At 72.1% G+C, this 26,461-nt stretch carries 22 protein-coding genes and 2 rRNA genes; 3 read left to right on the top strand and 21 right to left on the bottom strand.

The window, feature by feature from the left end; translation table 11 throughout:
• Window positions 1–3: 3 nt before the first annotated feature.
• The 7 genes from PO879_RS07150 to PO879_RS07120 all read right to left on the bottom strand — a co-directional run bounded on the left by PO879_RS07150 (window position 4) and on the right by PO879_RS07120 (window position 6,714).
• On the bottom strand, window positions 4–1,308 hold the full coding sequence (locus PO879_RS07150; protein ID WP_278237220.1) for a cysteine desulfurase: 1,305 nt from the start codon (window positions 1,306–1,308) through the stop codon (window positions 4–6).
• A gap of 11 nt (window positions 1,309–1,319) precedes the next feature.
• Window positions 1,320–2,090, bottom strand: a complete 771-nt coding sequence (gene sufC, locus PO879_RS07145) for a Fe-S cluster assembly ATPase SufC (RefSeq protein WP_278237219.1) — start codon at window positions 2,088–2,090, stop codon at window positions 1,320–1,322.
• Between the two features lie 37 nt (window positions 2,091–2,127).
• Entirely contained in the window at window positions 2,128–2,475 is a 348-nt protein-coding gene (locus tag PO879_RS07140; protein ID WP_278237218.1) for a non-heme iron oxygenase ferredoxin subunit, read from the bottom strand.
• Between the two features lie 7 nt (window positions 2,476–2,482).
• Window positions 2,483–3,682: a Fe-S cluster assembly protein SufD gene (sufD, locus tag PO879_RS07135; protein WP_278237217.1), complete on the bottom strand. Its 1,200-nt coding sequence runs from the start codon at window positions 3,680–3,682 to the stop codon at window positions 2,483–2,485.
• 1 nt (window position 3,683) lies between these two features.
• A complete protein-coding gene (gene sufB / locus PO879_RS07130; protein ID WP_278237216.1) occupies window positions 3,684–5,135 on the bottom strand; it encodes a Fe-S cluster assembly protein SufB in 1,452 nt (483 codons plus the stop codon).
• Complete coding sequence (locus PO879_RS07125; RefSeq protein WP_278237215.1) at window positions 5,132–5,878, bottom strand: helix-turn-helix domain-containing protein; 747 nt, start codon at window positions 5,876–5,878, stop codon at window positions 5,132–5,134. The genes sufB and PO879_RS07125 overlap by 4 nt, the downstream gene beginning before the upstream one ends.
• 200 nt (window positions 5,879–6,078) lie before the next feature.
• The gene (locus PO879_RS07120) at window positions 6,079–6,714 is read right to left on the bottom strand and encodes a DUF308 domain-containing protein (RefSeq protein WP_278237214.1); all 636 of its coding nucleotides are present in this window, start codon (window positions 6,712–6,714) and stop codon (window positions 6,079–6,081) included.
• 38 nt (window positions 6,715–6,752) lie between these two features.
• Here PO879_RS07120 and PO879_RS07115 point away from each other — a divergent pair, with 38 nt between their 5' ends.
• The 3 genes from PO879_RS07115 (at window position 6,753) to PO879_RS07105 (ending at window position 9,502) form a co-directional block, all read left to right on the top strand.
• The gene (locus tag PO879_RS07115; RefSeq protein WP_278237213.1) at window positions 6,753–7,709 is read left to right on the top strand and encodes an ABC transporter ATP-binding protein; all 957 of its coding nucleotides are present in this window, start codon (window positions 6,753–6,755) and stop codon (window positions 7,707–7,709) included.
• Window positions 7,706–8,482 carry an ABC transporter permease gene (locus PO879_RS07110; protein WP_278237212.1) on the top strand — a complete coding sequence of 259 codons (777 nt, stop codon included), beginning with the start codon at window positions 7,706–7,708 and terminating at the stop codon, window positions 8,480–8,482. The genes PO879_RS07115 and PO879_RS07110 overlap by 4 nt, the downstream gene beginning before the upstream one ends.
• 66 nt (window positions 8,483–8,548) lie before the next feature.
• Window positions 8,549–9,502 (top strand): COX15/CtaA family protein, encoded by a 954-nt coding sequence (locus tag PO879_RS07105; protein WP_278237211.1) that lies wholly within the window; start codon window positions 8,549–8,551, stop codon window positions 9,500–9,502.
• Between the two features lie 163 nt (window positions 9,503–9,665).
• Here PO879_RS07105 and PO879_RS07100 read toward each other — a convergent pair whose 3' ends face one another.
• From PO879_RS07100 to PO879_RS07035, 14 genes are all read right to left on the bottom strand, one after another.
• Window positions 9,666–10,325: an NUDIX hydrolase gene (locus PO879_RS07100; protein ID WP_278237210.1), complete on the bottom strand. Its 660-nt coding sequence runs from the start codon at window positions 10,323–10,325 to the stop codon at window positions 9,666–9,668.
• Window positions 10,322–11,998 carry a CTP synthase gene (locus PO879_RS07095; protein WP_278237479.1) on the bottom strand — a complete coding sequence of 559 codons (1,677 nt, stop codon included), beginning with the start codon at window positions 11,996–11,998 and terminating at the stop codon, window positions 10,322–10,324. Before PO879_RS07095 ends, PO879_RS07100 begins: the two co-directional genes overlap by 4 nt.
• Window positions 11,999–12,094: 96 nt before the next feature.
• Entirely contained in the window at window positions 12,095–13,750 is a 1,656-nt protein-coding gene (locus PO879_RS07090; RefSeq protein WP_278237209.1) for a lipid II flippase MurJ, read from the bottom strand.
• Complete coding sequence (locus tag PO879_RS07085; RefSeq protein WP_278237208.1) at window positions 13,747–14,625, bottom strand: hypothetical protein; 879 nt, start codon at window positions 14,623–14,625, stop codon at window positions 13,747–13,749. The genes PO879_RS07090 and PO879_RS07085 overlap by 4 nt, the downstream gene beginning before the upstream one ends.
• Entirely contained in the window at window positions 14,625–15,716 is a 1,092-nt protein-coding gene (locus PO879_RS07080; RefSeq protein ID WP_278237207.1) for a copper transporter, read from the bottom strand. Before PO879_RS07080 ends, PO879_RS07085 begins: the two co-directional genes overlap by 1 nt.
• A 41-nt stretch (window positions 15,717–15,757) precedes the next feature.
• Window positions 15,758–16,951, bottom strand: a complete 1,194-nt coding sequence (gene steA / locus PO879_RS07075; RefSeq protein ID WP_278237206.1) for a putative cytokinetic ring protein SteA — start codon at window positions 16,949–16,951, stop codon at window positions 15,758–15,760.
• 6 nt (window positions 16,952–16,957) lie between these two features.
• Window positions 16,958–18,661 carry a DNA repair protein RecN gene (recN, locus tag PO879_RS07070; protein WP_278237478.1) on the bottom strand — a complete coding sequence of 568 codons (1,704 nt, stop codon included), beginning with the start codon at window positions 18,659–18,661 and terminating at the stop codon, window positions 16,958–16,960.
• A 2-nt stretch (window positions 18,662–18,663) separates the two neighbouring features.
• Window positions 18,664–19,638, bottom strand: coding sequence for an NAD kinase (locus PO879_RS07065; protein ID WP_278237205.1), 975 nt, complete (start codon window positions 19,636–19,638; stop codon window positions 18,664–18,666).
• On the bottom strand, window positions 19,635–20,525 hold the full coding sequence (locus tag PO879_RS07060; protein WP_278237204.1) for a TlyA family RNA methyltransferase: 891 nt from the start codon (window positions 20,523–20,525) through the stop codon (window positions 19,635–19,637). Before PO879_RS07060 ends, PO879_RS07065 begins: the two co-directional genes overlap by 4 nt.
• Window positions 20,525–20,710, bottom strand: coding sequence for a hypothetical protein (locus PO879_RS07055; RefSeq protein ID WP_278237203.1), 186 nt, complete (start codon window positions 20,708–20,710; stop codon window positions 20,525–20,527). Before PO879_RS07055 ends, PO879_RS07060 begins: the two co-directional genes overlap by 1 nt.
• A 77-nt stretch (window positions 20,711–20,787) precedes the next feature.
• Window positions 20,788–21,798 carry an HAD-IIA family hydrolase gene (locus tag PO879_RS07050; protein ID WP_278237202.1) on the bottom strand — a complete coding sequence of 337 codons (1,011 nt, stop codon included), beginning with the start codon at window positions 21,796–21,798 and terminating at the stop codon, window positions 20,788–20,790.
• A complete protein-coding gene (locus PO879_RS07045) occupies window positions 21,795–22,481 on the bottom strand; it encodes a hypothetical protein (RefSeq protein WP_278237201.1) in 687 nt (228 codons plus the stop codon). The genes PO879_RS07050 and PO879_RS07045 overlap by 4 nt, the downstream gene beginning before the upstream one ends.
• Before the next feature lie 499 nt (window positions 22,482–22,980).
• Window positions 22,981–23,097, bottom strand: a 5S ribosomal RNA gene (gene rrf / locus PO879_RS07040).
• Between the two features lie 123 nt (window positions 23,098–23,220).
• Window positions 23,221–26,333: ribosomal RNA gene (locus tag PO879_RS07035) — 23S ribosomal RNA — on the bottom strand.
• Window positions 26,334–26,461: the final 128 nt, after the last annotated feature.

The following is a 26,461-nucleotide window of genomic DNA, read 5'->3' as shown; positions in this document are numbered from 1 at the left end:
TCCTCACTCCTCACCGAAGAACGCGCGGACCCCCGCGAGGGCCTCGCGGAACGCGACGATATCCTCGACACCTGTGTACACCGAGGCCGAGGCACGCGCCGTGGCGGCCAGGCCGAAGCGGCGGTGCAGGGGCTGCGCGCAGTGGTGCCCCACCCGGATGGCGATGCCCTGGTCGTCCAGCACCTGGTTGACGTCGTGGGCGTGCACGCCGTCCACGACGAAGGACACCACGGCGATCCGGTCCGTCGGGTCCGTCGGACCGAGGACGCGGACACCCGGGATCTCGGTGATCCGCAGCAGCTCGGCCGCGAGCTCGCGCTCGTGCGCCGCGACCCGGTCCATGCCGAGCTCGTCGAGCCACTGCGCGGCCACGCCCATGCCGACGGCCTGGGCCACCATCTGGGTGCCGGCCTCGAAGCGCTGGGGCGGAGGCATGTACGTCGTGTCGGTCATCGTCACGACCTCGACCATCGACCCGCCGGTGGTCACCGGCGGCATCGCCTCGAGCAGCTCGCGCCGGCCGTAGAGCGCGCCGACGCCCGTGGGGCCGAGCATCTTGTGGGCGCTGAACGCCGCGAGGTCGACGCCCAGCTCGTGCAGGTCGACCGGCAGGTGCGGCACCGACTGGCACGCGTCCAGCACGGTGAGCGCCCCGACGCGACGCGCCGCAGCGACGATCTCGGCCACCGGCGCCACCGCGCCGGTCACGTTGGACACGTGCCCGAAGGCCACGACCCGGGTGCGGTCGGTGATCACCGCGTCGACGTCCGAGACGTCGAGCCGGCCGTCGTCGGTCACGCCGAACCAGCGCAGCGTGGCACCGGTGCGGGCGCACAGCTCCTGCCACGGCACGAGGTTGGCGTGGTGCTCCGCCTCGGTGACGACGATCTCGTCGCCCGGGGCGAGCCGGAACCGCTCGGCCGCATCTCCCCCGCGCCCGGCCGTCGCGTTCGACAGCGCGTAGGTGACGAGGTTGATCGCCGCGGTCGCCCCCGACGTCCACACGATCTCGTCGACGTCGGCGCCCACGAACGACGCGACGGCGGCCCGCGCGTCCTCGAAGGCCTCGGTGGCCTCCTCGGCGAGATGGTGGGCCCCGCGGTGCACGGCGGCGTTGCGCTGCTCGTAGAAGTCGACCTCGGCCTCGAGCACGACGTTCGGCTTCTGCGAGGTCGCAGCCGAGTCGAGGTAGACCAGCGGCTTGCCGCCCCGCACCGTGCGCCCGAGCAGCGGGAAGTCGGCCCGCACGGCGGCGAGCTCGCGCGAGCCCATCGGCTGGTGCGGGCGCACGGTGTCGGTGGCGGTCATGGCGTCCTCCGTCAGGCCGAGGCCGACGCGCCCGCGGGCAGGAAGCGGTCGTAACCCTCTTCCTCGAGACGCTCGGCGAGCTCGGGCCCGCCCTCCTCGGCGATCTTGCCGTCGACGAAGACGTGGACGTAGTCCGGCTTGATGTAGCGCAGGATGCGCGTGTAGTGCGTGATGAGCAGCACGCCGACGTCCGTGGACTCCTTGGCGCGGTTCACGCCCTCGGACACGACGCGCAGGGCGTCGACGTCGAGACCCGAGTCGGTCTCGTCGAGGATCGCGAAGCCGGGCTTGAAGAGCTCCATCTGCAGGATCTCGTGGCGCTTCTTCTCACCGCCGGAGAAGCCCTCGTTGACCGAGCGCTCGGCGAAGGAGGAGTCGATGCGCAGGTTCTCCATCGCGCCGCGGACCTCCTTGGCCCAGTGGCGCAGCGACGGCGCGTCGCCGTCGATGGCGGTCTTGGCGGTGCGCAGGAAGTTCGCCACCGAGACGCCGGGCACCTCGACGGGGTACTGCATCGCCAGGAACAGGCCGGCACGGGCGCGCTCGTCGACGCTCATGGCGAGGACGTCCTCGCCGTCGAGCGTCACGGTGCCCGAGGTGACCTCGTACTTGGGGTGCCCGGCCAGGGCGGAGGCGAGCGTGGACTTGCCGGAGCCGTTCGGGCCCATGATGGCGTGCGTCTCGCCGGAGTTGATGGTCAGGTCGACGCCGCGCAGGATCGGCTTGGCGCCTTCCTTGGTGTCGACGCTGACGTGCAGGTCGCGGATCTCCAGGGTGGACATCAGGTGGTTCTCCAGGTCTGTTCTCGAAAAGGCGGGGTCAGGACGCGGCGGCGAGCGGTGCGTCGATGTCGACGAGCACCTTGTCGCCGTCCACCGTCACCGGGTAGACGGGTACGGGCCGGGTCGCGGGCAGCTGCAGGGGCCGGCCGGTGCGCAGGTCGAACTGCGAACCGTGCAACCAGCACTCCACGCGGCAGCCCTCGACCTCGCCGTCGGACAGCGACACCGCCCCGTGGGAGCAGACGTCGCTGATGGCGTGGAACTCGCCGTCCTCGTCCCGCACGACCGCGACGGCCACGGAGGCGCCGTCGGCGGACGTGAGCTCGACGAGCAGCGTCTCCTCGGGGCCGAGGTCGTCGGTCGCGCAGGCGATCTGTGCGGTCACGACGGGCTCACTGCGCCGGAGCGCCGGTGATGACGCTCATCGACTTCTCCAGCTCGGCCTCGATGGAGGCGAGCAGGCGCTCCTCGACGGACTCGACGCCGATCTCGTCGATCAGCTCGGCGAAGAAGCCGCGCACCACGAGACGGCGGGCGTCGATCTCGGGGATGCCGCGCGCCATGAGGTAGAAGAGCTGCTCGTCGTCGAACCGGCCGGTGGCCGAGGCGTGCCCCGCCCCCGCGATCTCTCCGGTCTCGATCTCGAGGTTCGGCACCGAGTCGGCGCGGGCGCCGTCGGTGAGCACCAGGTTGCGGTTGAGCTCGTAGGTGTCGGTGCCCTCGGCGTCGGCCTGGATGAGCACGTCACCCACCCACACCGTGTGCGCGGAGGCGCCCTGGAGCGCTCCCTTGTAGGTCACGCGCGACTTGCACTGCGGGACCGCGTGGTCCACGAAGAGCCGGTGCTCCTGGTGCTGGTCGGCGTCGGCGAAGTACAGCCCGACCATCTCGACCTCGCCGCCCTCGGCGGTGAAGGTCGCGTCGGGGGTCACCCGCACGACGTCGCCGCCGAAGGTCACCACGACGTGCTTGAGCTTGGCGTCGCGGCCGATGCTCGCGCGGTGCGAGGAGGCGTGCACGGCGCCGTCGGCCCAGTCCTGGACGGAGACGACGGTCAGGTGGGCGCCGTCCTCGACGAGGATCTCGACGGTCTGGTTCAGCAGCGCGTCGCCACGGTGGTCGATGACCACGACGGCCTCGGAGTGCCGCTCGGCGCGCACCAGCAGGTGCGAGGCCGTGGCGTCCTTCGAGGTGCCGTCGATGCGCACCGACGTCGCACCGGTGGCGACCGCCTCGGCCGGGACCGTCACGACGGTGGCCTCGCGCACGGCGTTCCAGGCGGTGACGGCGGCCCGGTCGCCCGGCTTGCCGGCACGGCCCAGACGCTCGTCGTCGCGGCCCACGGTCTCGACGACGACCTCGGGGGCCGCGTCGACGGTGACGGCGACGCCGTCACCCGTGAGGTCGTCCGCGAACAGCGGCTGCAGGCGCGCCACCGGCGAGAAGCGCCACTCCTCCTCGCGGCCCGACGGCACGGGGATGTCCGCCAGGTCGAAGGAGGTCTTGCGCTCGGCGCGCGAACCGGCCGGCACGGTGCCGTGCGTGTGGGCGCCGTCGGCGGTCGCGCGGGAGTGATCGGTAGTGAGAGTCATTTCAGCCGACGGACCCTTCCATCTGCAGCTCGATGAGGCGGTTGAGCTCGAGGGCGTACTCCATGGGCAGCTCGCGCGCGATGGGCTCGACGAACCCGCGCACGATCATGGCCATGGCCTCGGTCTCCTCCATGCCTCGGGACATGAGGTAGAACAGCTGGTCCTCGCTCACCTTGGACACCGTCGCCTCGTGCCCCATGGACACGTCGTCCTCGCGGACGTCGACGTACGGGTAGGTGTCGGACCGGGAGATCTGGTCGACGAGCAGCGCGTCGCACAGGACGTTCGACGCGGACGCCTCGGCGCCCTCGAGCACCTGCACCAGACCGCGGTAGGAGGTGCGGCCGCCGCCACGGGCCACCGACTTCGAGACGATCGAGCTCGAGGTGTGCGGGGCGGCGTGCACCATCTTGGCGCCGGCGTCCTGGTGCTGACCCTCGCCGGCGAAGGCGATGGACAGCGTCTCGCCGCGGGCGCGCTCGCCCAGCAGGTAGATCGCCGGGTACTTCATGGTGACCTTGGAGCCGATGTTGCCGTCGACCCACTCCATGGTGGCGCCGGCCTCGGCCGTGGCGCGCTTGGTCACCAGGTTGTAGACGTTGTTCGACCAGTTCTGGATGGTCGTGTACCGCACGCGGGCGTTCTTCTTGACGACGATCTCCACGACGGCACTGTGCAGCGAGTCGGTGGAGTAGATCGGCGCCGTGCAGCCCTCGACGTAGTGCACGTAGGAGCCCTCGTCGGCGATGATCAGCGTCCGCTCGAACTGGCCCATGTTCTCGGTGTTGATCCGGAAGTAGGCCTGCAGCGGGATGTCGACGTGCACGCCCGGCGGCACGTAGATGAACGAGCCGCCCGACCACACCGCGGAGTTCAGCGCGGAGAACTTGTTGTCGCCGGCCGGGATGACCGTGCCGAAGTACTCCTCGAACAGCTCGGGGTGCTCGCGCAGACCGGTGTCGGTGTCGACGAAGATGACGCCCTGGGCCTCCAGGTCCTCGCGGATCTGGTGGTAGACGACCTCGGACTCGTACTGCGCCGCGACGCCGGCCACGAGGCGCTGCTTCTCCGCCTCGGGGATGCCGAGCTTGTCGTACGTCGCCTTGATGTCGTCGGGCAGGTCCTCCCAGCTGGTGGCCTGCTTCTCGGTGGAGCGCACGAAGTACTTGATGCGGTCGAAGTCGATGCCGGTCAGGTCGGCACCCCAGCTCGGCATCGGCTTCTTGTCGAACAGGCGCAGCGCCTTGAGCCGACGCTTGCGCATCCACTCCGGCTCGTCCTTCATGTCCGAGATGTTGCGCACGACGGCCTCGCTCAGCCCGCGCTCGGCGGTCTGGCCGGCGGAGTCCTCGTCGTGCCAGCCGTACTCGTAGGCACCGATCGAGGCGATGATCTCCTCGTCGGTGCGCTGCTCCTGCGCCGCCTGGGCGGCGGCCTGGGTGGGGACGCTCATCGTGTTCCTTCCTGCGTACCGCGGGAGCGGCCGGCGGGGGTGGGGGGAGCAAGCGGGACGTTGGTCACGCAGGCGTGCGCGCCGCCTGCGAGGGTGGCCAACCGTTGGACGTGCGTACCGAGCAGCCGGGCGAAGGCGTCGGCCTCCGCCTCGCACAGCTCGGGGAAGTCCTCCGCCGCGTGCTGGACCGGGCAGTGGCCCTGGCACAGCTGGACGGTGGGGATCTGGGGCCCGGCCACGGGCCGTACCGAGGCGGCGTAGCCGTCGGCGGCGAGCAGGTCCGCCAGCTGGGCGGCCCGCTCGTGCGGGTCGGCGCCGGTCAGGCGCGGGGCGTAGCGGCGGACGACGGCGTCGTTGCGCTCGGCGGCGAACTCCGCCACCGCCGCGTCCCCGGCCGTGCGGCGCAGGTAGCGCATCGCCTGCGTCGCGAGCTCGACGTCCTCGCCCCCGAGCTCGGCCTGCCCCGCCGTGCTGACCACGTAGCGCCGCGCGGGGCGGCCACGACGTGCCTGGCGGGCCGCCGGAGCGGTCTCGTGCACCGCGATCGTGCCGTCCTGCTCGAGGCAGGCCAGATGCCGGCGCACGGCCGCCGAGGTCAGCCGGAGCGTGCGGGCCAGGTCACCGGCGGTGACGGGGCCCTCGGTGGCGACCAGCTCGAGGACCCGGCGGCGCGTGCCGTCGGTGTCCGCCCCGGCGTGGGTCACGTGGGTCACGGTGCCGACGGGTGTCGGGTTCGTCGTCACGTGCTCACCTCCCGGGGTCCGTCCGGGGCGTCCTGCAGCCCGGATGCGACGTCGATATAAAGAACATCCTTGTTGCGAAATTGCGAATGTCAAGCAAGGCATGCCTCACCACACCCGCGTGACCGGCAGCGTCACGCGGGCGGCGGGACCGACGTCACAGAGGTTTCACCGACGGTTCACGTCGCAGGGCCTCGGGAGGATCACTCGTCGACGATCTCGCCCTCGATGACGTCCGGGCGGGAGCCACCGGAGCCACCGGTGCCGCCCTGCTGCCCCAGCGAGCGCAGCTTGAGGCCCAGCGCGACCAGGGCGACCCCGATCACGACGGCGAACGCCCCGACCACGAAGGCCATCGCGGTGATCGCCGTCCCCGGGTTGGCGAAGCAGACCAGCGCCAGCGCCACGAAGAGCAGTCCCGAGAGCAGGCTGAGCACCCACGACGCACCTCCGCGGCCCCGCACGGCGAACGCCCCGACGATCTGCAGCAGACCGAAGATCATCGCCCAGATGCCGATCAGCACCACTGCGATCGTCAGGAACACCTCGGGCAGGAACAGCAGCGCCGCGCCGAAAGCCATCGCGACGACACCGATGCCCAGGTTCGCCGAGCCGGCCTGCGTCCCGCGGCGCCGCAGCCCGTCCACGAGGGAGACGATGCCGTCCACCAGCACGAAGGCGCCGAAGACCTGCACGAGCAGACCGGGCACGTCACGCGGCAGGAACATCGCCAGCAGCCCGAAGGCCACGGCGAGCACGCCGCGGACCACGGGCCAGTACCAGATGCGGCGTGCGAGCTGCGCCAGATCGGCGGGCTGGGCGAAGGTGTAGAAGCTCATCGTCTCTCCTGCGTTCCGTCGACTCGTAGAATCCTCGGGTGCCCACCACCGATGCGCCATCCGGCGCCGCCGTCGTCGCGCGCGGCCTGCGCAAGACGTACGGCGGCCGTGACGTCGTCGACGGGCTCGATCTGCAGGCTACCGCCGGAGCGGTGACCGCGGTGCTCGGGCCCAACGGCGCCGGCAAGACCACCACCGTCGAGTGCTGCGAAGGTCTGCGGACCCCCGACGGCGGCACGGTGCGCGTGCTCGGCCTCGACCCGGTGGCCGACGCCGTGCGCCTGCGGCCTCGCGTGGGCGTCATGCTGCAGGACGGCGGGCTGCCCACCGGCGTGCGGGCCGGGGAGATGCTACGGCACGTGGCGGCGATGTACGCCGCACCGCGCGACCTCGGCGAGCTCTCCGCCCGGCTGGGCCTCGACGCCTTCGCCCGGACCACGGTGCGCCGTCTCTCCGGCGGGCAGCGTCAGCGGCTCGCCCTGGCGGCCGCCGTCGTCGGGCGTCCCGAGGTCGTGTTCCTCGACGAACCCAGCGCCGGCCTGGACCCGCAGTCGCGGCACGCCGTGTGGGACCTGGTGCGCGAGCTGCGCGCCGAGGGCGTCGCCGTCGTGCTGACCACGCACCTGATGGCCGAGGCCGAGGACCTCGCCGACCGGGTCCACGTCGTCGACCACGGGCGCGTCATCGCCTCCGGCAGCGTGCCCGAGCTCGTCGCGAGCGGTCCCGGCACCTCCCCCACGATCCGGCTGGACGCGCGGCCCGGCCTGGACGTCGACGCCCTGCAGGAGCACCTCGGCGCGCTCGACGGCGGCACCTGGACGGTCGCCGAGCCGTCCCCCGGGGAGTACACCGTGGCAGGCAGGACCGGACCCGCCACGCTCGCGGCGCTCACCGCCTGGCTCGCCGACCACGACGTCCTGGCCCGTCGGATCGCCGTCGGCCGGCGCACCCTCGAAGACGTCTTCCTCGACCTGACGGGACGGCACCTGCGATGAGCACCGCGAACCCGACGGCGGCCCACCCCGGCGCGGCCTCACCCGCCCGCCGCGTGGCGGCGCAGGCCTCGTTCGAGACCCGCGCGATCCTGCGCAACGGCGAACAGCTCCTCGTGACGATCGTCGTCCCGGTGCTGCTGCTCGTCGGCCTGGTGCGCACCTCGCTGGTCGAGCTCGACACCGCCGGCGCGACGCGCATCGACTTCGTCACCCCCGGCGTGCTCGCCCTGGCCTGCGTCACCACGGCCTTCACCTCGCAGTCCATCGCTACCGCCTTCGACCGCCGCAACGGCGTGCTGCGGCTGCTCGCCACCACTCCCCTGGGCCGCGGCGGGCTGCTGGCGGGCAAGATCCTCGGTGTGCTCGCCGTGGAGGTGGTGCAGGTCGTCGTCATCGGCGGCGTGGCTCTCGCGCTCGGGTGGCAGCCGGTCCTCGCGGGACTGCTGCCCGCCGCCGGGCTCCTGCTGCTCGGCACCGCCGCGTTCACCGCACTGGCCCTGCTGCTGGCGGGCACGCTGCGCGCCGAGGGGGTCCTCGCCGTGGCCAACCTCGTGCTCGTGCTCCTCGTCGTCGGCGGCGGGCTCATCGTGCCGCCGTCCGAGCTGCCCGGGGCGCTCGCCCACCTGGCGGCGTTCCTGCCGTCCGGCGCGCTCGGCGAGGGCCTGCGCGGCGCGCTGCTCGGGACGGGTGTGCCGGCGCTCAGCGTCGTGGTCCTCGTGGCCTGGACGGCGGCCTTCGGGGCCGGCGCCGGGCGGCTCTTCCGCTGGCACTGACCGATCTCACACCCGCCGACCCCCGCGGGCGCGGGAACGGTCCGCAGCACCGGCTACCGTGGTGACGTGAGTTCGACCGCGCCCGCCGAGGCCTCCCGCACCCCCGCACGCCGTGACCGGCTCGCCCGTCTGCGTGGCGCGACCCGGGGCGTGCTCGTCGCCAACGTGGTCGCCCAGATCGGCATCATCGTCACCGGCGGTGCCGTGCGGCTCACCGGCTCCGGGCTCGGCTGCTCGACGTGGCCGCAGTGCGAACCGGGCAGCTTCACCCCCGTCTTCCACGCCGAGGCCGGCATCCACCCCTACGTGGAGTTCGGCAACCGCCTGCTGACGTTCGTGCTGGCCGCGATCGCCATCGCGGTGCTGGTGCTCGTGGTGACGGACCGCCGGCGCACGCGCGCCTACCGCGCGCTCGGCGTCGTCCCGCTGGCCGGCGTCGCCGCCCAGGCGATCATCGGCGGCGTGGTGGTGCTGCTCGACCTGCACCCGGCCTGGGTGTCGCTGCACTTCGTCGTCTCGGCCGCGCTGGTCTGGCTCTCGGCGTACCTGCTGCACCGGCACGGCGAGGGCGACGGGACCCCGACGCCGGTCGCGTCGCGCGGGGCGACGGTCGCGGGCCGCGCCCTCGGCCTGCTGGTGGTCCCCGTCGTCGTGCTGGGCGTCGTGGTGACCGCCGCCGGACCGCACTCCGGCGACGCGGAGGTCGGCTACCGCCTCGCGGTGGACCCGCTGCTGATGACTCGCGCGCACTCGGCCTCGGTGTGGCTGTTCACGGGCGTCCTGGTGCTGCTGCTGGTCCTGCTGCACCGGACGCCGACGAGCGCCGACGACCGGCTCGTGCAGCGGGCGCGTCGGGGCGCCCGGGTCCTGCTCGTGGTCACCCTGGCCCAGGGAGCGATCGGGTACGCCCAGTACTTCACCGGGCTTCCCGAGCTGCTGGTCGGCCTGCACATGCTCGGGGCCGGGCTGCTCACCTGGGCGACCGCGAGCGCCGTCCTGCGGCTCCGCGCCCGGGCCTGACCGCGGCCCGACCCGCACGCACCTCCCCGCGCCACCCCACCGCGCCGCCCCGCCGCTGTGGGCGTGAAATCTGCAGTTCTCCTCGACGGAGGGCTGCAGATTTCACGCCCACAGCGGTGGACGCCGGGGGACACCGGTGGGTGAGGCGAGCCGACGCCCGGGCTCAGTCGGGCAGCACGCCCCGGCGGTACGGCCACTCCACGTCGACGGGTCGCAGCGACGCCCACCCGCCGGCGCGGCTCGCGGCCGCGGCCAGGATCCCGACCACCGCCGAGGGGTTGTGCAGGTCGCCGGCGAGCGCCCGCGCGACGGCGTCGTCCAGCGGGACCCAGGCGGTGACGATCTCCGCCTCCTCGCCGTGACGCTCGTGGCGGTCCTCCGGAGCCACCTCACGCACGTCCCGGGCGAGGAACACCCGCACCGACTCGTTGCTCGCCCCGGGCGTCGTGGCGTAGTCGACGAGGACGTCCCAGCGGTCGGCGACGAGGTCCGCCTCCTCCGCCAGCTCGCGAGCGGCCGCCTCCACGGCCGGCTCCGCCGGGACGTCCAGGAGTCCGGCCGGGACCTCCCACATCATCGTGCGCACCGGGTGCCGGTACTGGCGCAGCAGCAGGACGCGGTCGTCGGCGTCGAGCACGACGATCGCGACGGCGCCGGGGTGGTCCAGGTACTCCCGCGTCACGACCCCGGCGTCACCGAGATCGACGTCGTCCCGGACGACGTCGAAGATGCGCCCGGCGTGCAGAGCGGAGCGCCCGACCACGGGCCGCGGCGCGACCTGGTCCACCCCCGTGCCGGGGCCGGCGGTCCCGCGGTCGCTCACGCGGTCGCGCCCTGGCGGACCAGCGCCGCGGCGACGAGACCCGAGAACAGGGGGTGCGAGCCCGTGGGACGGGACTTGAACTCCGGGTGCGCCTGGGTGCTCACGTAGTACGGGTGGACGTCGGCGGGCAGCTCGACGAACTCGACGAGGTCGCCGTCCGGCGAGGTGCCGCTGATCCGCAGGCCGGCCTCCTCGAGGCGGTCGCGGTAGAGGTTGTTCACCTCGTAGCGGTGGCGGTGACGCTCGGAGACGTCCGTGGCGCCGTAGGTCTTGGCGACCACGGAGCCCTCGGCGAGGGTGGCGGGGTAGGCACCGAGGCGCATCGTGCCGCCCAGGTCGCCGTCGCCGCCGACGATCGCGAGCTGCTCGGCCATCGTGGCGATCACGGGGTCCGAGGAGTCCGGGTCGAACTCGGTCGACGAGGCCTGCGCCAGGCCGAGGACGTTGCGCGCGTACTCGATGACCATCGACTGCAGGCCGAGGCAGATGCCGAGGGTGGGCACGAGGTTCTCCCGCGCCCAGCGCAGCGCGCCGACCTTGCCGTCGATGCCGCGCACGCCGAAGCCGCCCGGCACGAGGATGGCGTCCACGCCGGACAGCGCCTCCTGCGCGCCGGCGGGCGTGCTGCAGTCGTCGGCCGCGACCCACCGGATCGCGACCCGGGTGTCGTTGTCGAATCCGCCGGCGCGCAGCGCCTCGGTGACCGACAGGTAGGCGTCCGGCAGGTCGATGTACTTGCCCACCAGGGCGATCTCGACGTTGTGCTCCGGCTCGTGGACCCGCTCCAGGACACGGTTCCAGCCGCCCCACTCGACGTCGTGGAACGGCAGGTCGAGCCGTCGCACCACGTAGGCGTCCAGGCCCTCGGAGTGCACCACCCGCGGGATGTCGTAGATGCTCGGGGCGTCCGCCGCGTTGACGACCGCCTCGTTCTCGACGTCGCACATCATCGCGATCTTGTGCTTGATGGACGTCGGCACCGTGCGGTCCGAGCGCAGCACGATGGCGTCGGGCTGGATACCGATCGACCGCAGGGCGGCGACCGAGTGCTGGGTCGGCTTGGTCTTGAGCTCGCCCGACGGCCCGATGTAGGGCACGAGCGAGACGTGCAGGAAGAAGCAGTCGTCGCGGCCGAGCTCGTGACGGACCTGGCGGGCGGCCTCGAGGAACGGCTGGGACTCGATGTCGCCGACGGTGCCGCCGATCTCGGTGATGATCACGTCGACGTCGGGGCCGGCCTGGTCGCGCATCCGCGCCTTGATCTCGTCCGTGATGTGCGGGATGACCTGCACGGTGTCGCCGAGGTACTCCCCGCGACGCTCCTTGGCGATGACGCGGGAGTAGACCTGGCCGGTGGTGACGTTCGACGAGGCCGGCAGCTCGACGTCGAGGAAGCGCTCGTAGTGGCCGATGTCCAGGTCGGTCTCGGCGCCGTCCTCGGTGACGAACACCTCGCCGTGCTGGAACGGGTTCATGGTGCCCGGGTCGACGTTGAGGTAGGGGTCGAGCTTCTGCATCGTGACCCGCAGCCCGCGGGACCGGAGCAGACGGCCGAGGGAGGAGGCGGTCAGCCCCTTGCCGAGCGACGAGGCGACACCGCCCGTCACGAAGATGTGGCGCGTCGGGTGCGTGGCACCGGCGCGGCTCGAGGAACGGGACGAGGTTCGGTTCACGGTGTCAGCCACGGAACTCCATGCTAACCGACCTCCGCCCTCCCGGCGTGCGGGACACCCCCGCGCGCACCGTGCCGTGCAGCACAGCGGCGAGGATCACCGCCGGCGCAGCAGGCGCCCGCCGACGCCCGCGGCGCGCGAGCGCACGGCCGGGTCGGTGGCCGCGGCGACCACCAGGACGACGGCGGCGGCGAGCAGCCCCGCGAGCAGCCCCCAGCCGACGTCGGCCGCGATCCACCCGGCGTCGAGGGCGGCGTCGTCGCCCGCGCCCCGGTCGGCCACCGGGAGGGCCCAGCGGCCCGCCAACGCCCCGACCGCGGCCGCGGCCACCGTCACGGCGCCCGTGCGCAGCACGCCGTCCAGGGCGGGTGCGCCGACCCGACGCCGCACCGCGAGCAGCAGGGCGGCACCGGCCACGGTCATGCCGACCGTCGTGGCGCCGCCGAGCCAGGCCAGCACGGCCGTCTCGACGTCCACTCCCCCGGCGAACACCGGGACCGCGAGTCCCACCCCGACGGCGACGACGGCCCAGCCCGCCGCCGTGGAGATCCACGCGGCCCGAGCGGCGCCGACCGCGTACAGCAGCCGGGACAGCTGCAGGATCAGCGCGTACCCGAGCAGTCCCGGCGCCATCCAGGCCAACGCGGCCGCGAGGCCGTCGGCGTCACCGTCGGCGACGCCCGCGAAGACGTTCTCGACCAGGGGCGCGGCCGCGACGAGCGCGGCGGCGCCGGCCGCCGAGACGACGACGAGGACCCGCGTGGTCGACGACACCAGCCGCGCGAGCTCGTCGCCGCGTCCCTCCGACGCCAGCGCGGAGAAGCGGGGGAAGGCGCTCGTGGCGATGGGGAACGCCAGGACGGCGTACGGCAGGAAGTAGACGTTCTGCGCGTACAGGAAGATCGTCCACGTCCCGTCGCCGCCGGCCTCGTTCGCGGACGCCATCGTGGCCAGCAGCGCGAGCTGCTGCGCCACCAGGGCTCCGATGCCGGCCGAGGCGAGCCGGGCCGCGCGCCGACCCTCGCCGTCCGGGAAGCGCAACGTGGGCCGGATCCGCAGCCCCGTGCGGGCCACGGGCACCACCAGCGGCAGGGCGAGGAACGCCACGCCCGCCGTCATGCCCCAGGCCAGCCAGCCGAGCGCCTGGGACGTCAGCTCGGCGACGTCCTGCTGGTTGCCGTCGGCCAGGGTGCCGAACCGGGCGTAGACGCCGATGACCACGAGGCTGGACACCAGCGGCGCGAAGGCGGGCCAGAAGAAGCGGTGGTGCGCCTGCAGGATCCCGCCGAGGACCACCGCGAGCCCGTACAGCGGCACCTGCACGGCGAAGACGCGCAGGAAGTCGGCCGCCACGGCCACGTTGACGGGGTCGTGCAGGCGGAGCACGTGCTCGGCGAGCGGGTCGGCCAGCAGCGCCATCAGGCCCGCGACCGGGACCAGCACGACGACGGTCCACCCGAGCAGCGCCGAGGCGGTGCGCGAGGCGTTGGGCCGGTCGCCGCGCACGAGGAAGCCCGACAGCAGCGGCACGACCGCACCGGTCAGGGCGCCGCCGGCCGCGATCTCGAAGAGGACGTTCGGCAGCAGGTTGGCGGCGTTCAGGGGGGCGTCGACGCCGTCGGTCCCCACGAACCGGGCCTGGGCCAGCCACCGCCCGAACCCGACGACGCGGCTCGCCAGGGTGACGACGGTGATGAGCACCGCCGCCCCGGCGACCGTGGCCCCGACCCGGCGACCGCCCGGTGCGCTCACCCCGCCGTGCCTCCGGAGTCGGGGGCGCCGGCGGCCGGCTCGGCGGGACGTCGGCCGAGCCGGTCGACACGACGCAGCCAGGGGGTGCGGTCGATGACGGCGGAGAAGCTGACCCGCTCCGAGGCGAGCGTCAGCCCGACCACGGTCGCCAGGGCCGTCACGCGGACCGGGCGGGAGGCCGCGCACGCCCACTGCGTGCCGACGAAGGCGCCCAGCGCGTTGGCTCCACCGTCGCCCAGCATGTCGCGCTCGGCCAGGTCGGCCGGGGCCGAGGCCGCCACGACCCCGAGCAGCGCCCCGGTCGACCCCGGCTCCCGAGCGGCGAGCACCGGGGCGGTGAGCGCTGCGGAGGCCTTGAGGGCACGGCCCGGACGCAGGTCGAGCAAGTTGACCAGGTTGGCCGTCCCGGCGATGAGCGCGCCGTTGACGACGACGTCGGCCACGTGCCCGACCGCGCTCCGCCGGCGCGGCGTACCGACCCCGGCGACGACGAGGGCCGTCGTCCCGATCCCGAGGACCTTGAGCCCGCCCGTCGTGAGCTCGCCGCGCGCCAGCGCCCCGAGGTGCCCGCGCAGTCCCTTGGTGCGCGTCGCGGCGTCCTCGGCGAGGTCGTCGACGACGCCGAAGGCCCCGGCCGCGCCGGTGGCGATCACCAGTGCCGCCCGGGTCCGCGGCGCAGCACCGCAGGCCGTGGCTCCCGCGACCAGCCCGGCGGCCGCGGCCGGGCCCTCGAGCATCGAGACCGGCTCGTCGCGGTGGTTGGTCCGCGTCCACCGGTCGGGCCCGCCGGGGGGCGCCGCGTTCAGGGCACGGCGCACGACGGCGGTCGTGGCCGCGGCGACCAGCCCGGCCGCCAGGACCCGCGCCGCGCGCATCAGGAGTCCTGGGTGCTGTCGGCGTCGGCGGACGCGTCGGCGGACGAGTCGTCCGGCGCGGCGGCGCCGTCGGCGGAGTCCTCGGTCGCGTCGGTCGGGCCGTCGACCGTCCCCTCGGCGTCGTCCTCGGTGGGCGGGGTCCGCACCACCGGCGGGATGACCTGCGCACCCTCCTCGAAGCCGTAGTGCCCCACCTGGTCGTCGTCCTGCGCGGCGATCGCCAGCGGCACGTTCATCCGCATGACCTCCTGCTCGATGCCGCTGACCGTGCTGGTGGAGGCGGTGACGTCCTCGACGGCGCGCAGCTCGGTGAGCAGGTCGCCGTCGGTCGCCGTGGGGCCGGCCACCACGACCGTCCCGGCCACGGCCTGCACGGCGGTGACGGTGCTCGCGACGTCGACGTCCTCGCCGACCTCGGGCGTCTCGGACGTGGAGGCCCCGTTCTCCTCCGGGAGCCCTGCGGTCAGCAGCAGCACGGCGTCGGCCGGTGCCGACGGCGCGAACCGGGAGTCGACCAGGCCGACCTGCGCGAGGAGCTGGTAGAGCTCGACGGCCCGGTCGCTGCGCGTGCCGGGGACCTGATCGTCGCCCTCGGTCAGCGCGACGCCCAGCACCGTGCCGAGCACCTGCGGGGTCGTCGCGTCCTCGGGCACCATGTCCTCGAGCTGACCGCGCTGCCCGTCGGCGACGGTGTCACGGAGCACCGAGTCGTCCACGGTGCTCCAGGCGTCGGTCATCGAGGACTGGGCCACCACGCGCGCGCCCGCCGCCTCGAGCTGGTTGACGACGTCGAGCTCCAGGGTCTCGGCGATACCGTCGAGGTCGACGACGGCGACGCTCAGGTCCTCGAGGGACCCGTCGACGAGCTCGGCGCCCGCCGCCAGCGCGTAGGCCTGCTGGTCGGCGAGCTCCGCCTCGGTCTGCCCGAGGCTGTCGCGCAGCGCGGTGCGCTCGGTCCGCAGGGCCTCCACCTGGTCGGTCAGCTGGTCGCCGATGGCGTTCTGCAGCGGACCGGCGCCGAGGATGATGCCGACCGCGAGCGCCAGGAAGACGCTGATCAGCGAGACGAGGTGGTAACGGAAGTCGATCACGGGGTCGGGGTGCTCCTAGGTCAGGTGGGTCGCGGGCCGGGTCAGCCGCCGAAGAGGCTGCCGATCCACGACACGAGGTCGTCGATCTGGGCTCCGACGAGCCCGAAGGCGGTCTGCCCGGCCGCCGTCGACCACAGGGCGGCGAGGACCGCCGCGACGCCGGCCAGCGACAGCAGCGTGAGCTGCAGGTTGGAGATCCGGGTGCGGTACAGCCGGGAGACGCCCTTGGCGTCGACGAGCTTGCCGCCGATGCGCAGCCGGGTCAGGAAGGTGCTTGCCATGCCGGCGCGGCCCTTGTCGAGGAACTCCACGAGCGTGGCGTGCGTCCCGACGGCGACGATCAGCTCGGCACCCTTGTCGTCGGCGAGCAGCATCGCGATGTCCTCGCTGGTCCCGGTGGCCGGGAACACCACGGGGTCCACCCCCAGGGCGCGTACGCGCTCCAGGCCGGGGGCGTTGCCGTCCCGGTAGGCGTGCACCACGATCTCGGCGCCGCACGACAGCGCCTGGTCCGAGACCGAGTCCATGTCGCCCACGATCATGTCCGGCTGGTACCCGGCGTCGAGGATCGCGTCCGCGCCGCCGTCGACACCGACCAGCACCGGCCGGTTCTCGGCGATGTAGGACCGCAGCATCGCCAGGTCCTCGCGGTAGTGGTAACCGCGCACGACGATGAGGACGTGCCGGCCCTCGACCGTGGTGCGCACGTCCGGCACGCCCACGCCGTCCAGCAGCAGGTCGCGCTCGCGGCGCAGGTAGGACAGCGTGTTCTCGGCGAACCGCTCGATCTCGTCCGACAGGCCCTCGCGGGCTTCCGCGAGGTCGCGGGCGACGGTCTCTGGCGTCTGGCGGGTCCCGGACGCGAAGGCCTGGCCGTCCACGCGGACCTCGCCGCCCTCGACGCTCACGCGGGCGCCGTCGCGCACGGTCATGATCTCCGGGCCGATGTCGTCGACCAGGACGATGCCGGCCTGCAGCAGGATGTCGGGACCGGCGTTCGGGTAGCGGCCGGTCGTCGAGGCGGCCGCGTTCAGCACGGCGGACGGTCCGGCGGCGACCAGCGCCTCGGCCGCCACCCGGTCGATGTCGGCGTGGTCGATCACGGCCACGTCGCCCGGGCGGAGCCGCTTGGTGAGGTCCTTCGTCCGCGCGCCGACACGCGCCGTCCCACCGCCGTCGGCGGCGTCGTCGCTGGTGTCGGGGCTGCGGTCGGCCCGGCGCAGGATCATTCTCATCGCCGCCTATCGTCCCACGGCCGAGGACTCGAGAAGTTCGAGGGCGTGCTGCCGCGCCGTCGCCGAGTCGTCCTGGCCGGACAGCATCCGGGCCAGCTCACGGACCCGCTCGTCCTCCGCGACCTCGTGGACGCCGGTCACGGTGGTGACGTCGTCGCCCTCGGTGGCCTTCGTCACCACCAGGTGGGTGTCGGCGAAGGCCGCCACCTGCGCCAGGTGGGTGACGACCACCACCTGGGTGCTGCGCGCCAGCCGGGCGAGCCGTCGCCCGACCTCGACCGCCGCTCGTCCCCCGACGCCGGCGTCGACCTCGTCGAAGACGAACGTCGGCAGCACGGTGTCCTCGCCGGCGGTGGCCAGGGCGACCTCGACCGCGAGCATGACGCGGGACAGCTCACCGCCGGACGCGCCCTTGCCGAGCGGGCGGGCCGGAGCGCCGGGGTGCGGTTCGAGCAGGAACACCACCTGGTCCGCCCCCGACGGCCCGGGGTCGGCCTCGCCGACGTCGACCTGCAGGCGGGCCCCCGACATGGCCAGCCCGGCCAGCTCGGTCGTGACGACCTCGGCGAGCCGGTCGGAGGCGGTACGTCGCCCGGCCGTGACCCGGGCCGCGAGGTCGACGAGCCGGGCGTCCAGCTCGGTCACCCGGTCGCGCATCGCGGTGACCCGCTCGTCGCCGTCGTCCAGGTCCAGCAGCCGCAGCCCGGCGTCGGACGCCCATTGCAGGACGTCGTCGATCGTCTCGCCGTAGCTGCGGGTGAGCGCGCCGAGCTCGGCCAGACGCTGGTGCGCGGTCTCCAGCGCGGCCGGGTCGGCCTGCAGGTCGGCGACGTAGCCGGACAGCTCGGTCGCCACGTCGGTGATGACGTAGGCGGCCTCGGCGAGGCGACCGGCCTGCTCGGCCAGCGCGGGGTCGGACTCGGCGACGGCGTCCAGGGAACGCTTGGCCTGCTCCAGGGCGTGCACCGCCGAGCCCTCGGTCTCCATGTCGAGGCCGACGACGGCGTCGTGCGCCTGCTGCGCCGCCTGCCGCAGCGCCTCGGCGTTGCCGAGGCGGGCGGTCAGCGCCGTCAGCTCGGCATCCTCCCCGGGCTGGGGGTCGACGCGTTCGACCTCGGCCAGCCCGAGGCGCAGCAGCTCGGCCTCGCGTGCCCGCTCGGCGGCGCGCGAGGTCAGGTCGTCGATCTCCGCCTGCAGCCCGGCCCGCTCGCTCCAGGCCGCCCGGTAGGCGGCGAGCACCTCGGCGTGCTCCGTCCCGGCGAACCGGTCGAGGGCCTCGCGCTGCTTGGCGGGCGTGCGCAGCCGCAGCTGGTCGGACTGCCCGTGCACGGTGACGAGCTCGTCGGCGACCTCCGCGAGGACGCCCTGCGGCACCCCCCGTCCGCCGAGATGGGCCCGCGACCGTCCGGAGGCGACCGTGCGCAGCACGACGACCGTGCCGTCGTCGTCCACGCTGCCCCCGGCGTCGTCGACGCGACCGACGACCTCCGGGTGACGGGCCAGGTCGAGGCGTCCCTCGACGACGGCGCGCGAGGCACCCGGCCGGATGCTGCCGGGATCGGCCTTGCCGCCCATGAGCAGCCCCAGGCCCGTGAGCACCATGGTCTTGCCCGCTCCGGTCTCACCGGTGATCACGGTCAGGCCGGCGGACAGCGGGACCCGCGCCGAGCGGATCACCCCGAGGTCCTCGATCGCGATCTCCTCGAGCACCCTCACACCTCCTTCTGGACCGGGGTCGGGCCCGGGGCGGAGTCCTCGGACGGACCCGGTTCCGTGGGCACGGACCGCCGTGCCGCACCGTCGGCGGCCTGCCGCCAGCCGACGACGGGCAGGTTGAACTTGGACACGAGCCGGTCGGTGAACGGCGCCGGCATCAGCCGAGCGAACCGCAGCGGCACGGCGCCGCTGCGGACGTGCACGCGGGAGCCGGGCGGCAGGTCGATGCTGCGGCGCCCGTCGCAGGTCAGCACCCCGGGGATCGGGCTGCGCTCCAGCACCTCCACGACGTACTCCGAGCGCGGGCTGATGACCAGGGGCCGCGAGAACAGCGCGTGCGCCGACAGCGGGACGAGCAGCACGGCGTCGACGTCCGGCCACATCACCGGTCCGCCGGCGCTGAAGGCGTGCGCCGTCGACCCCGTCGCGGTCGAGACGAGGACGCCGTCGCACCCGAAGGAGCTCAGCGGCCGGCCGTCCACGGCGATGCCGACCTCGAGCATGCGCTCGCGGTCGCCCTTCTCGATGGTGGCCTCGTTGAGCGCCCAGCCGGTCACCGGCTCGTCCTCCCCGGGACGGTGGACGACGACGTCCACCACCCGGCGCTCCTCGACAACGTAGTCGTGGGCCGCCAGCCGGCGCACGGCGTCGTGCAGGTTCTCCCGCTCGGACTCGGCCAGGAACCCGACGTGCCCCAGGTTCACGCCCAGCAGGGGCACCTCGGTCCCGTGCGTCAGCTCGGCCGCGCGCAGGATCGTGCCGTCACCGCCGAGGACCATGACGACCTCGGACTCGGCGACGCCCTCGCGCAGGCGCACCGAGGAGATCCGGTCGCCGAAGGTCTCGGCGAGGTCGTCGTCGTGCAGCGTGACCTCGAACCCTGCGGACTCGAGCTCGGAGACCGCCTCGGACATCGCGGCCACGGCACGGGGCCGCCCGCCGTGGGTCACGATCAGGACGCGGCGCGTCATCTCTCACCTCCGGTGCCGGGCCCGCCCAGGGCGAGGACCGGCGGCAGCTGACCGTCCGGCAGCCAGGCGGCCGCACGGTCGGCGACGGACCGAACGGCGTCGCCGTCGGCGGGGACGGCCGCCGGCGTACGCCGCAGCCAGACGAAGTACTCACGGTTCCCGCTGGGTCCGGGCAGCGGGCTGGGCACGAGCGCGCGGGCCGCGAGGCCGAGCGGCGCCGCCGTGACGACCACGTCCGTGACGGACCGCGCGTGCAGGGCCGCGTCCCGGACCACGCCGCCGCTGCCGAGCCGGTCGCGCCCGACCTCGAACTGCGGCTTGACCAGCAGCAGGACGTCGGCACCGGTGGGCACCGAGGTCGCGACGGGGCCCAGGACGAGGCGCAGCGAGATGAAGGACAGGTCGCCGACGACGACGTCGGGAGGCCGAGGCAGGTCCGCGGGCCCGAGGTCACGGACGTTGAAGCCCTCGACGACCGTGACGCGGTCGTCGGCGCGCAACGTGTCCACGAGCTGGTCGTGCCCGACGTCGACGGCGACGACGCCGGCAGCACCGCGGCGCAGCAGCACGTCGGTGAAGCCGCCGGTGGAGGCGCCCAGGTCGAGGCAGTGCGCACCCGGCAGACGGTCGGTCACCGCGCGCCCGACCGCGTCCGCGGCGAGCGCGTCGAGGGCGCCGGCGAGCTTCGCGCCGGCGCGCGAGGCGTACCCGGGGTCGTCCGGGTCGGGGGCGACGGTGAGCGGGGCGTCCTGCGCGACGGCGGCGGAGGACTTCGTGACGACCTCGTCGCCGACCCGGACCCGGCCGGCCGCGACGAAGGCGGACGCCTGCCGACGAGACCGGGCCAGTCCGCGCCGCACGAGCTCTGAGTCGGCACGGTTCGGCATCAGTCCCCCGCTCCGTCCGTCCCGGGGTGGTCGGGGTCGTCCAGCCGTGCCCGCAGGTGCTGGTGCACGGCCTCGAACCGCGACGGGTGCTCTCCGGTCGGCAGGTCCTCGAGCCCGTCCAGCGGGGTCAGAGAGGTGGAGCGGCCGGCCGGCTGCTCGCCGACGTCGGCTGCGTCGTCCGACATAGCACTCCCCTCGATCGATCCTGGTCAACGCTACCTGGTCGGTGCGGCGGAACCGCGCCGACGCACAGAGGTCGGCCTCAGGCGGTCAGCTCCGGCACGCTGTCCGCCGCCACGGGCCCACCGGCGTCCGCCACGTCCCACGCGGCGGCGCAGGCGGCGCGGACCACGTCGAGGCCCGCCGGGCCGTGCCGGTCGAGCTCGAGCCGTCCGTCGACGACGCGCGCAGCCCGGTCGGCGCACCGCCACCAGCCGTCGGCCAGGACGGGCGTCTCGTGCGCGACGAGGAGGGAGCGCAGGTCCGCGCCCACGAAGTGCGGGCGCAGGCCCGGCTCGGCCAGCACGGCGTCGCGCGCGGAGGACACCCCCGTCAGGACGTGCAGCCCGGCGTATCCCGCCGCCCGGGCCCCGGCGAGGTCGGTGTCGAGCCGGTCGCCGATGACCAGCGGACGCGACGCGCCCGCCCGTTCCACGGCCATGCGGTACATCGTGGGCGACGGCTTGCCGGCGCTGTCGGGCTCGATCCCCGTCGCCGCCGACACGGCGGCGACGAGCGCGCCGTTGCCCGGGGCGAACCCTCGGGCGGTCGGCAGGGACATGTCCCGGTTGCTCGCCACGTGCCAGGCGCCGCCGGCCACGGCGTACGCCGCCTCGGCCAGGTCGCTCCAGCCGAGCTCGGGGGCGAACCCCTGGGCGACGGCCTCCGGGGCGTCCTCGGCGCTGCCGACGACCTCGAGGCCGGCCTCGCGCACCGCCGTGACCAGGCCGCGGCCGCCCACGACGAGCACCCGGGCGCCGGGCTCGAGCCGGGTGCGCAACAGGGTGGCGCACGCCTGCGCGGCCGTCATGACCTCGCCGGCCTCCGTCGGGATGTCCAGACTGCTGAGCTGCCCGGCCACCTCCTCGGGCTCGCGCGAGGCGTTGTTCGTCACGAACAGCAGGTCGAGGCCGCTCGCCCGCGCCGACGCCAGGCTCGGCGCCGCGTGGTCGATGGGCAGGTGCCCCTGGTAGGCGACACCGTCCAGGTCGACCAGGGCGAGGTCGTAGGCCTCGGCCAGCGGCGTCTCGCTCGCGGCGAGCCCGGCGCTCACGCGTCGGCCTCCGCCTCGTTCCCCTCGTCCGCCGACTCGTCGTAGGCGTCGAAGACGACGACGTCGTCGGCCGGCATCTCGCCGCCGCCGACGGCGCGCTGCAGGGCCTCCGGGTCGATGCCGGCGAGGACCGTCGCTGCTTCGTCCGTGCGGCCGGCGGACTCGAGGGCGACGGCGCGGGCCTGCAGCACGCGCAGCCCCAGGTCGCCCTTCCGTTCGGCGGCCGGGATCCGGTCGAGCACCACGAGTGCGGCGTCGTGCTCACCGAGGTCGGAGCGAGCTCCGCTGACGACGATCGCCAGCTCGGTGCGCGTCTCGGCGTCCAGGGTGCGCGCCTCCTCGGAGGCCGCCAGCGCGATGGCACGCTCCGGGCGGCCCAGCCCGCGTTCGGCGTCGGCCATGAGCGGCAGGTGCTCCGAGGAACCGTTGAGCCGTCGCACGGTGCGCAGCTCGCGCAGGGCCTCGGCGAACCGACCGGTCCGGTAGGCGGCGATGCCGGCTGCCTCGCGCACGACGTCGACGCGTCCGGCGCGCCGGACGGCGGCCTGTGCGTGGGCGTAGGCCGCCTCGGGGTCGGCGTCGAGCAGGCGTCCGGCCATGACGAGGTGTGCACCGACCCGCTCGGCGTTCTCCTTGCTCAGGCCGCGCAGCCGTTCCCGCGCATCCTTGTGCAGGTCCCGCATGTGCACGTCCTCGGGCAGCTCCGGGTCGCGCGGGCCACGGTCGGACGAGGCCGACCGGTCGCCGTGCGGCGCACCCCGGTTGCCACGATGCTGGTCGTCCGCGCGGTCACGGTGCCCGCCGTGCGGGTGGTTCCCCTCCCGCCGACGCGGGTCCCCGGTCCGTCGCTGCTGACCCTCTCGGGTCGGACGACCGTCCCGGCGAGACTGCCCGTCACGGCGAGGCTGCCCCTCTCGACGGGGACGCCCGTCGCGCGAGGGCTGGCCCGGACGTCCGGCACCCCGGGATCCTCCACGTGCTGGCCCTCGGCGCGGCTCTCGCCCGTCGCCGGAATCGGCCGTCCCGCGCGGCGTGTCGTTCACTGTGGTCCTCTCATGACTGGGCAACGCCCGATTCTCCCACGGTCGCGGCCGGCCGTGCGAACCGACCGTTCCCCGATGCGCGTGCAGAGAGCAGTCAGGCCCCCAACCCGTGAGGGGTTGGGGGCCTGCTGTGAAGGGTGTCCGGCGGCGTCCTACTCTCCCACCCCGTCTCCAGGGCAGTACCATCGGCGCTGAAGGGCTGAGCTTCCGGGTTCGGTATGGGACCGGGCGTTTCCCCTTCGCTGTGACCGCCGTAACAGTATCGAGTTGTCGGGTCCCCACCGGGTTTCCCCGGGGTGCCACGCAGGGTGGCGGGGGGGTGGGGGTGGTGCCCGTTTCTCGGGAACCGCACAGTGGACGCGGAGCAAGCAGTGTAGGTGTGTTGAAGTTGTCGGCTGATTAGTACCGGTCAGCTGCGACAGTCGTTGGTCCTGTCTTCCACTTCCGGCCTATCTACCCAGTGGTCTAGCTGGGTGCCTTCACAGGTCTAGCCTGTTGGAAACCTCATCTTGAAGCAGGCTTCCCGCTTAGATGCTTTCAGCGGTTATCCCTCCCGAACGTAGCGAACCAGCGGTGCTCCTGGCGGAACAACTGGCATACCAGAGGTTCGTCCGTCCCGGTCCTCTCGTACTAGGGACAGCCCTTCTCAAGTTTCCTGCGCGCGCAGCGGATAGGGACCGAACTGTCTCACGACGTTCTAAACCCAGCTCGCGTGCCGCTTTAATGGGCGAACAGCCCAACCCTTGGGACCTACTCCAGCCCCAGGATGCGACGAGCCGACATCGAGGTGCCAAACCATCCCGTCGATATGGACTCTTGGGGAAGATCAGCCTGTTATCCCCGGGGTACCTTTTATCCGTTGAGCGACGGCGCTTCCACGAGCCACCGCCGGATCACTAGTTCCGACTTTCGTCCCTGCTCGACCTGTCGGTCTCACAGTCAAGCTCCCTTGTGCACTTGCACTCGACACCTGATTGCCAACCAGGCTGAGGGAACCTTTGAGCGCCTCCGTTACTTTTTGGGAGGCAACCGCCCCAGTTAAACTACCCACCAGGCACTGTCCCTGGTCCGGATCACGGACCGAGGTTAGATGGTCGATGCGGTCAGAGTGGTATTTCAACGGCGACTCCACCGGCGCTGGCGCGCCGGTTTCATAGTCTCCCACCTATCCTACACAAACCGCACCGAACACCAATACCAAGCTGTAGTAAAGGTCCCGGGGTCTTTCCGTCCTGCTGCGCGTAACGAGCATCTTTACTCGTAGTGCAATTTCGCCGAGTTCGTGGTCGAGACAGCGGAGAAGTCGTTACGCCATTCGTGCAGGTCGGAACTTACCCGACAAGGAATTTCGCTACCTTAGGATGGTTATAGTTACCACCGCCGTTTACTGGGGCTTAAATTCTGGGCTTCGCCGAAGCTGACCCGTCCTCTTAACCTTCCAGCACCGGGCAGGCGTCAGTCCGTATACATCGTCTTGCGACTTCGCACGGACCTGTGTTTTTAGTAAACAGTCGCTTCTCCCTGGTCTCTGCGGCCCTCACCGCTTCCCCCAGCAAGTGGGTTCACGGATCAGGCCCCCCTTCTCCCGAAGTTACGGGGGCATTTTGCCGAGTTCCTTAACCACGATTCTCTCGATCGCCTTAGTATTCTCTACCTGACCACCTGAGTCGGTTTGGGGTACGGGCGGCTAGAACCTCGCGTCGAGGCTTTTCTTGGCAGCTGAGGATCACCCGTTTCCCGCATACGCGGTCACCGTCGACTCTCACCCTTGGTGTCTCGCGGATTTGCCTACGAGACGGGCTACGGCCTTGGACGTGGTCAACCATCGCCACGCCGGGCTACCTTCCTGCGTCACCCCTGTTAACACGCTTACCTAGTACCGGTTCGGGTCCCACGCCTAGACACCGGTGACGTCCCGAAGGACGTCGGTGGTGGTTCGGGGTGGTTAGCATCACCGGATTCGGTATGGGCGGTTCTTCGCCGGTAGGAGAATATCAACTCCTTGTCCATCGACTACGCCTGTCGGCCTCGCCTTAGGTCCCGACTTACCCAGGGCGGATTAACCTGGCCCTGGAACCCTTGGTCATTCGGCGGACGGGTTTCTCACCCGTCTTTCGCTACTCATGCCTGCATTCTCACTCGTGTGGTCTCCACCGCTGGATCACTCCGCGGCTTCACCGCCCACACGACGCTCCCCTACCCGCCCACACACCTGAACAGCGATCAAGTCGCTGCTGGGCTTGTGTGAGCGCCACGGCTTCGGCGGTGTACTTGAGCCCCGCTACATTGTCGGCGCGGAATCACTTGACCAGTGAGCTATTACGCACTCTTTCAAGGGTGGCTGCTTCTAAGCCAACCTCCTGGTTGTCTGGGCAACTCCACATCCTTTCCCACTGAGCACACGCTTAGGGGCCTTAGCCGGTGGTCTGGGCTGTTTCCCTCTCGACTACGAAGCTTATCCCCCGCAGTCTCACTGCCACGCTCTGGCTTGCCGGCATTCGGAGTTTGGTTGACGTCAGTAACCTGGTAGGGCCCATCGGCCATCCAGTAGCTCTACCTCCGGCAAGGAACGCGTGACGCTGCACCTAAATGCATTTCGGGGAGAACCAGCTATCACGAAGTTTGATTGGCCTTTCACCCCTAACCACAGGTCATCCCCTCAGTTTTCAACCTAAGTGGGTTCGGTCCTCCACGCCGTCTTACCGGCGCTTCAACCTGCCCATGGCTAGATCACTTCGCTTCGGGTCTAGACCCGGCGACTCAATCGCCCTGTTCGGACTCGCTTTCGCTACGGCTTCCCCACACGGGTTAACCTCGCCACCGAGCACTAACTCGCAGGCTCATTCTTCAAAAGGCACGCCGTCACCCCCACCAAGGAGGCTCCGACGGCTTGTAGGCACACGGTTTCAGGTACTATTTCACTCCCCTCCCGGGGTACTTTTCACCGTTCCCTCACGGTACTGATCCGCTATCGGTCACTAGGTAGTATTTAGGCTTAGCAAGTGGTCTTACCAGATTCACACGAGATTTCACGGGCCCCGTGCTACTTGGGATCCCCTCCACCAGGCCGCGCGATTTCGTCTACGGGACTCACACCCTCTACGGTCCGCCTTTCAATGCGGTTCGACTATCACACGACTTTCTTACTGGCCGGAGTCCTGTCAGAGACTCCTAGAAGGTCCCACAACCCCGCACACGCAACGCCTGACAGCTTGACACGCATACGGTTTGGCCTCATCCGCTTTCGCTCGCCACTACTCACGGAATATCTCTTCCTGCCGGTACTGAGATGTTTCACTTCCCGGCGTTCCCTCCAGGCGCCCTATACATTCAGGCGTCGGTGACCGCACATGACTGCGGCCGGGTTCCCCCATTCGGACACCCTCGGATCACAGCTCGTTTGCCAGCTCCCCGAGGCTTATCGCAGGCTACAACGTCCTTCTTCGGCTCCTAGTGCCAAGGCATCCACCATGTGCCCTTCAAAACTTCGACACACTACAAAATTGCTACAGAAATCCAAGAAAACACACCCCGCACCGTCAACGACGATGGGGATGTACTTGAACATCTGGGATGCTCGCGTCCACTGTGCAGTTCTCAAGCAACGGACGAACCCGCCG

It is taken from the genome of Isoptericola sp. AK164, assembly GCF_029643425.1.
GTDB classification, from domain to species: domain Bacteria; phylum Actinomycetota; class Actinomycetes; order Actinomycetales; family Cellulomonadaceae; genus Isoptericola; species Isoptericola haloaureus.
This window is presented reverse-complemented; position numbering and strand designations above follow the sequence as displayed.

Coding starts and splice junctions, on each gene's coding strand:
- steA (WP_278237206.1), bottom strand. CDS start 16,951: ATGAGAATGATCCTGCGCCGGGCCGACCGCAGCCCCGACACCAGCGAC.
- sufC (WP_278237219.1), bottom strand. CDS start 2,090: ATGTCCACCCTGGAGATCCGCGACCTGCACGTCAGCGTCGACACCAAG.
- PO879_RS07150 (WP_278237220.1), bottom strand. CDS start 1,308: ATGACCGCCACCGACACCGTGCGCCCGCACCAGCCGATGGGCTCGCGC.
- sufD (WP_278237217.1), bottom strand. CDS start 3,682: ATGACTCTCACTACCGATCACTCCCGCGCGACCGCCGACGGCGCCCAC.
- PO879_RS07120 (WP_278237214.1), bottom strand. CDS start 6,714: ATGAGCTTCTACACCTTCGCCCAGCCCGCCGATCTGGCGCAGCTCGCA.
- PO879_RS07065 (WP_278237205.1), bottom strand. CDS start 19,638: ATGACGCGCCGCGTCCTGATCGTGACCCACGGCGGGCGGCCCCGTGCC.
- PO879_RS07060 (WP_278237204.1), bottom strand. CDS start 20,525: ATGCCGAACCGTGCCGACTCAGAGCTCGTGCGGCGCGGACTGGCCCGG.
- sufB (WP_278237216.1), bottom strand. CDS start 5,135: ATGAGCGTCCCCACCCAGGCCGCCGCCCAGGCGGCGCAGGAGCAGCGC.
- PO879_RS07045 (WP_278237201.1), bottom strand. CDS start 22,481: ATGCGGGACCTGCACAAGGATGCGCGGGAACGGCTGCGCGGCCTGAGC.
- PO879_RS07055 (WP_278237203.1), bottom strand. CDS start 20,710: ATGTCGGACGACGCAGCCGACGTCGGCGAGCAGCCGGCCGGCCGCTCC.
- PO879_RS07110 (WP_278237212.1), top strand. CDS start 7,706: ATGAGCACCGCGAACCCGACGGCGGCCCACCCCGGCGCGGCCTCACCC.
- PO879_RS07085 (WP_278237208.1), bottom strand. CDS start 14,625: ATGCGCGCGGCGCGGGTCCTGGCGGCCGGGCTGGTCGCCGCGGCCACG.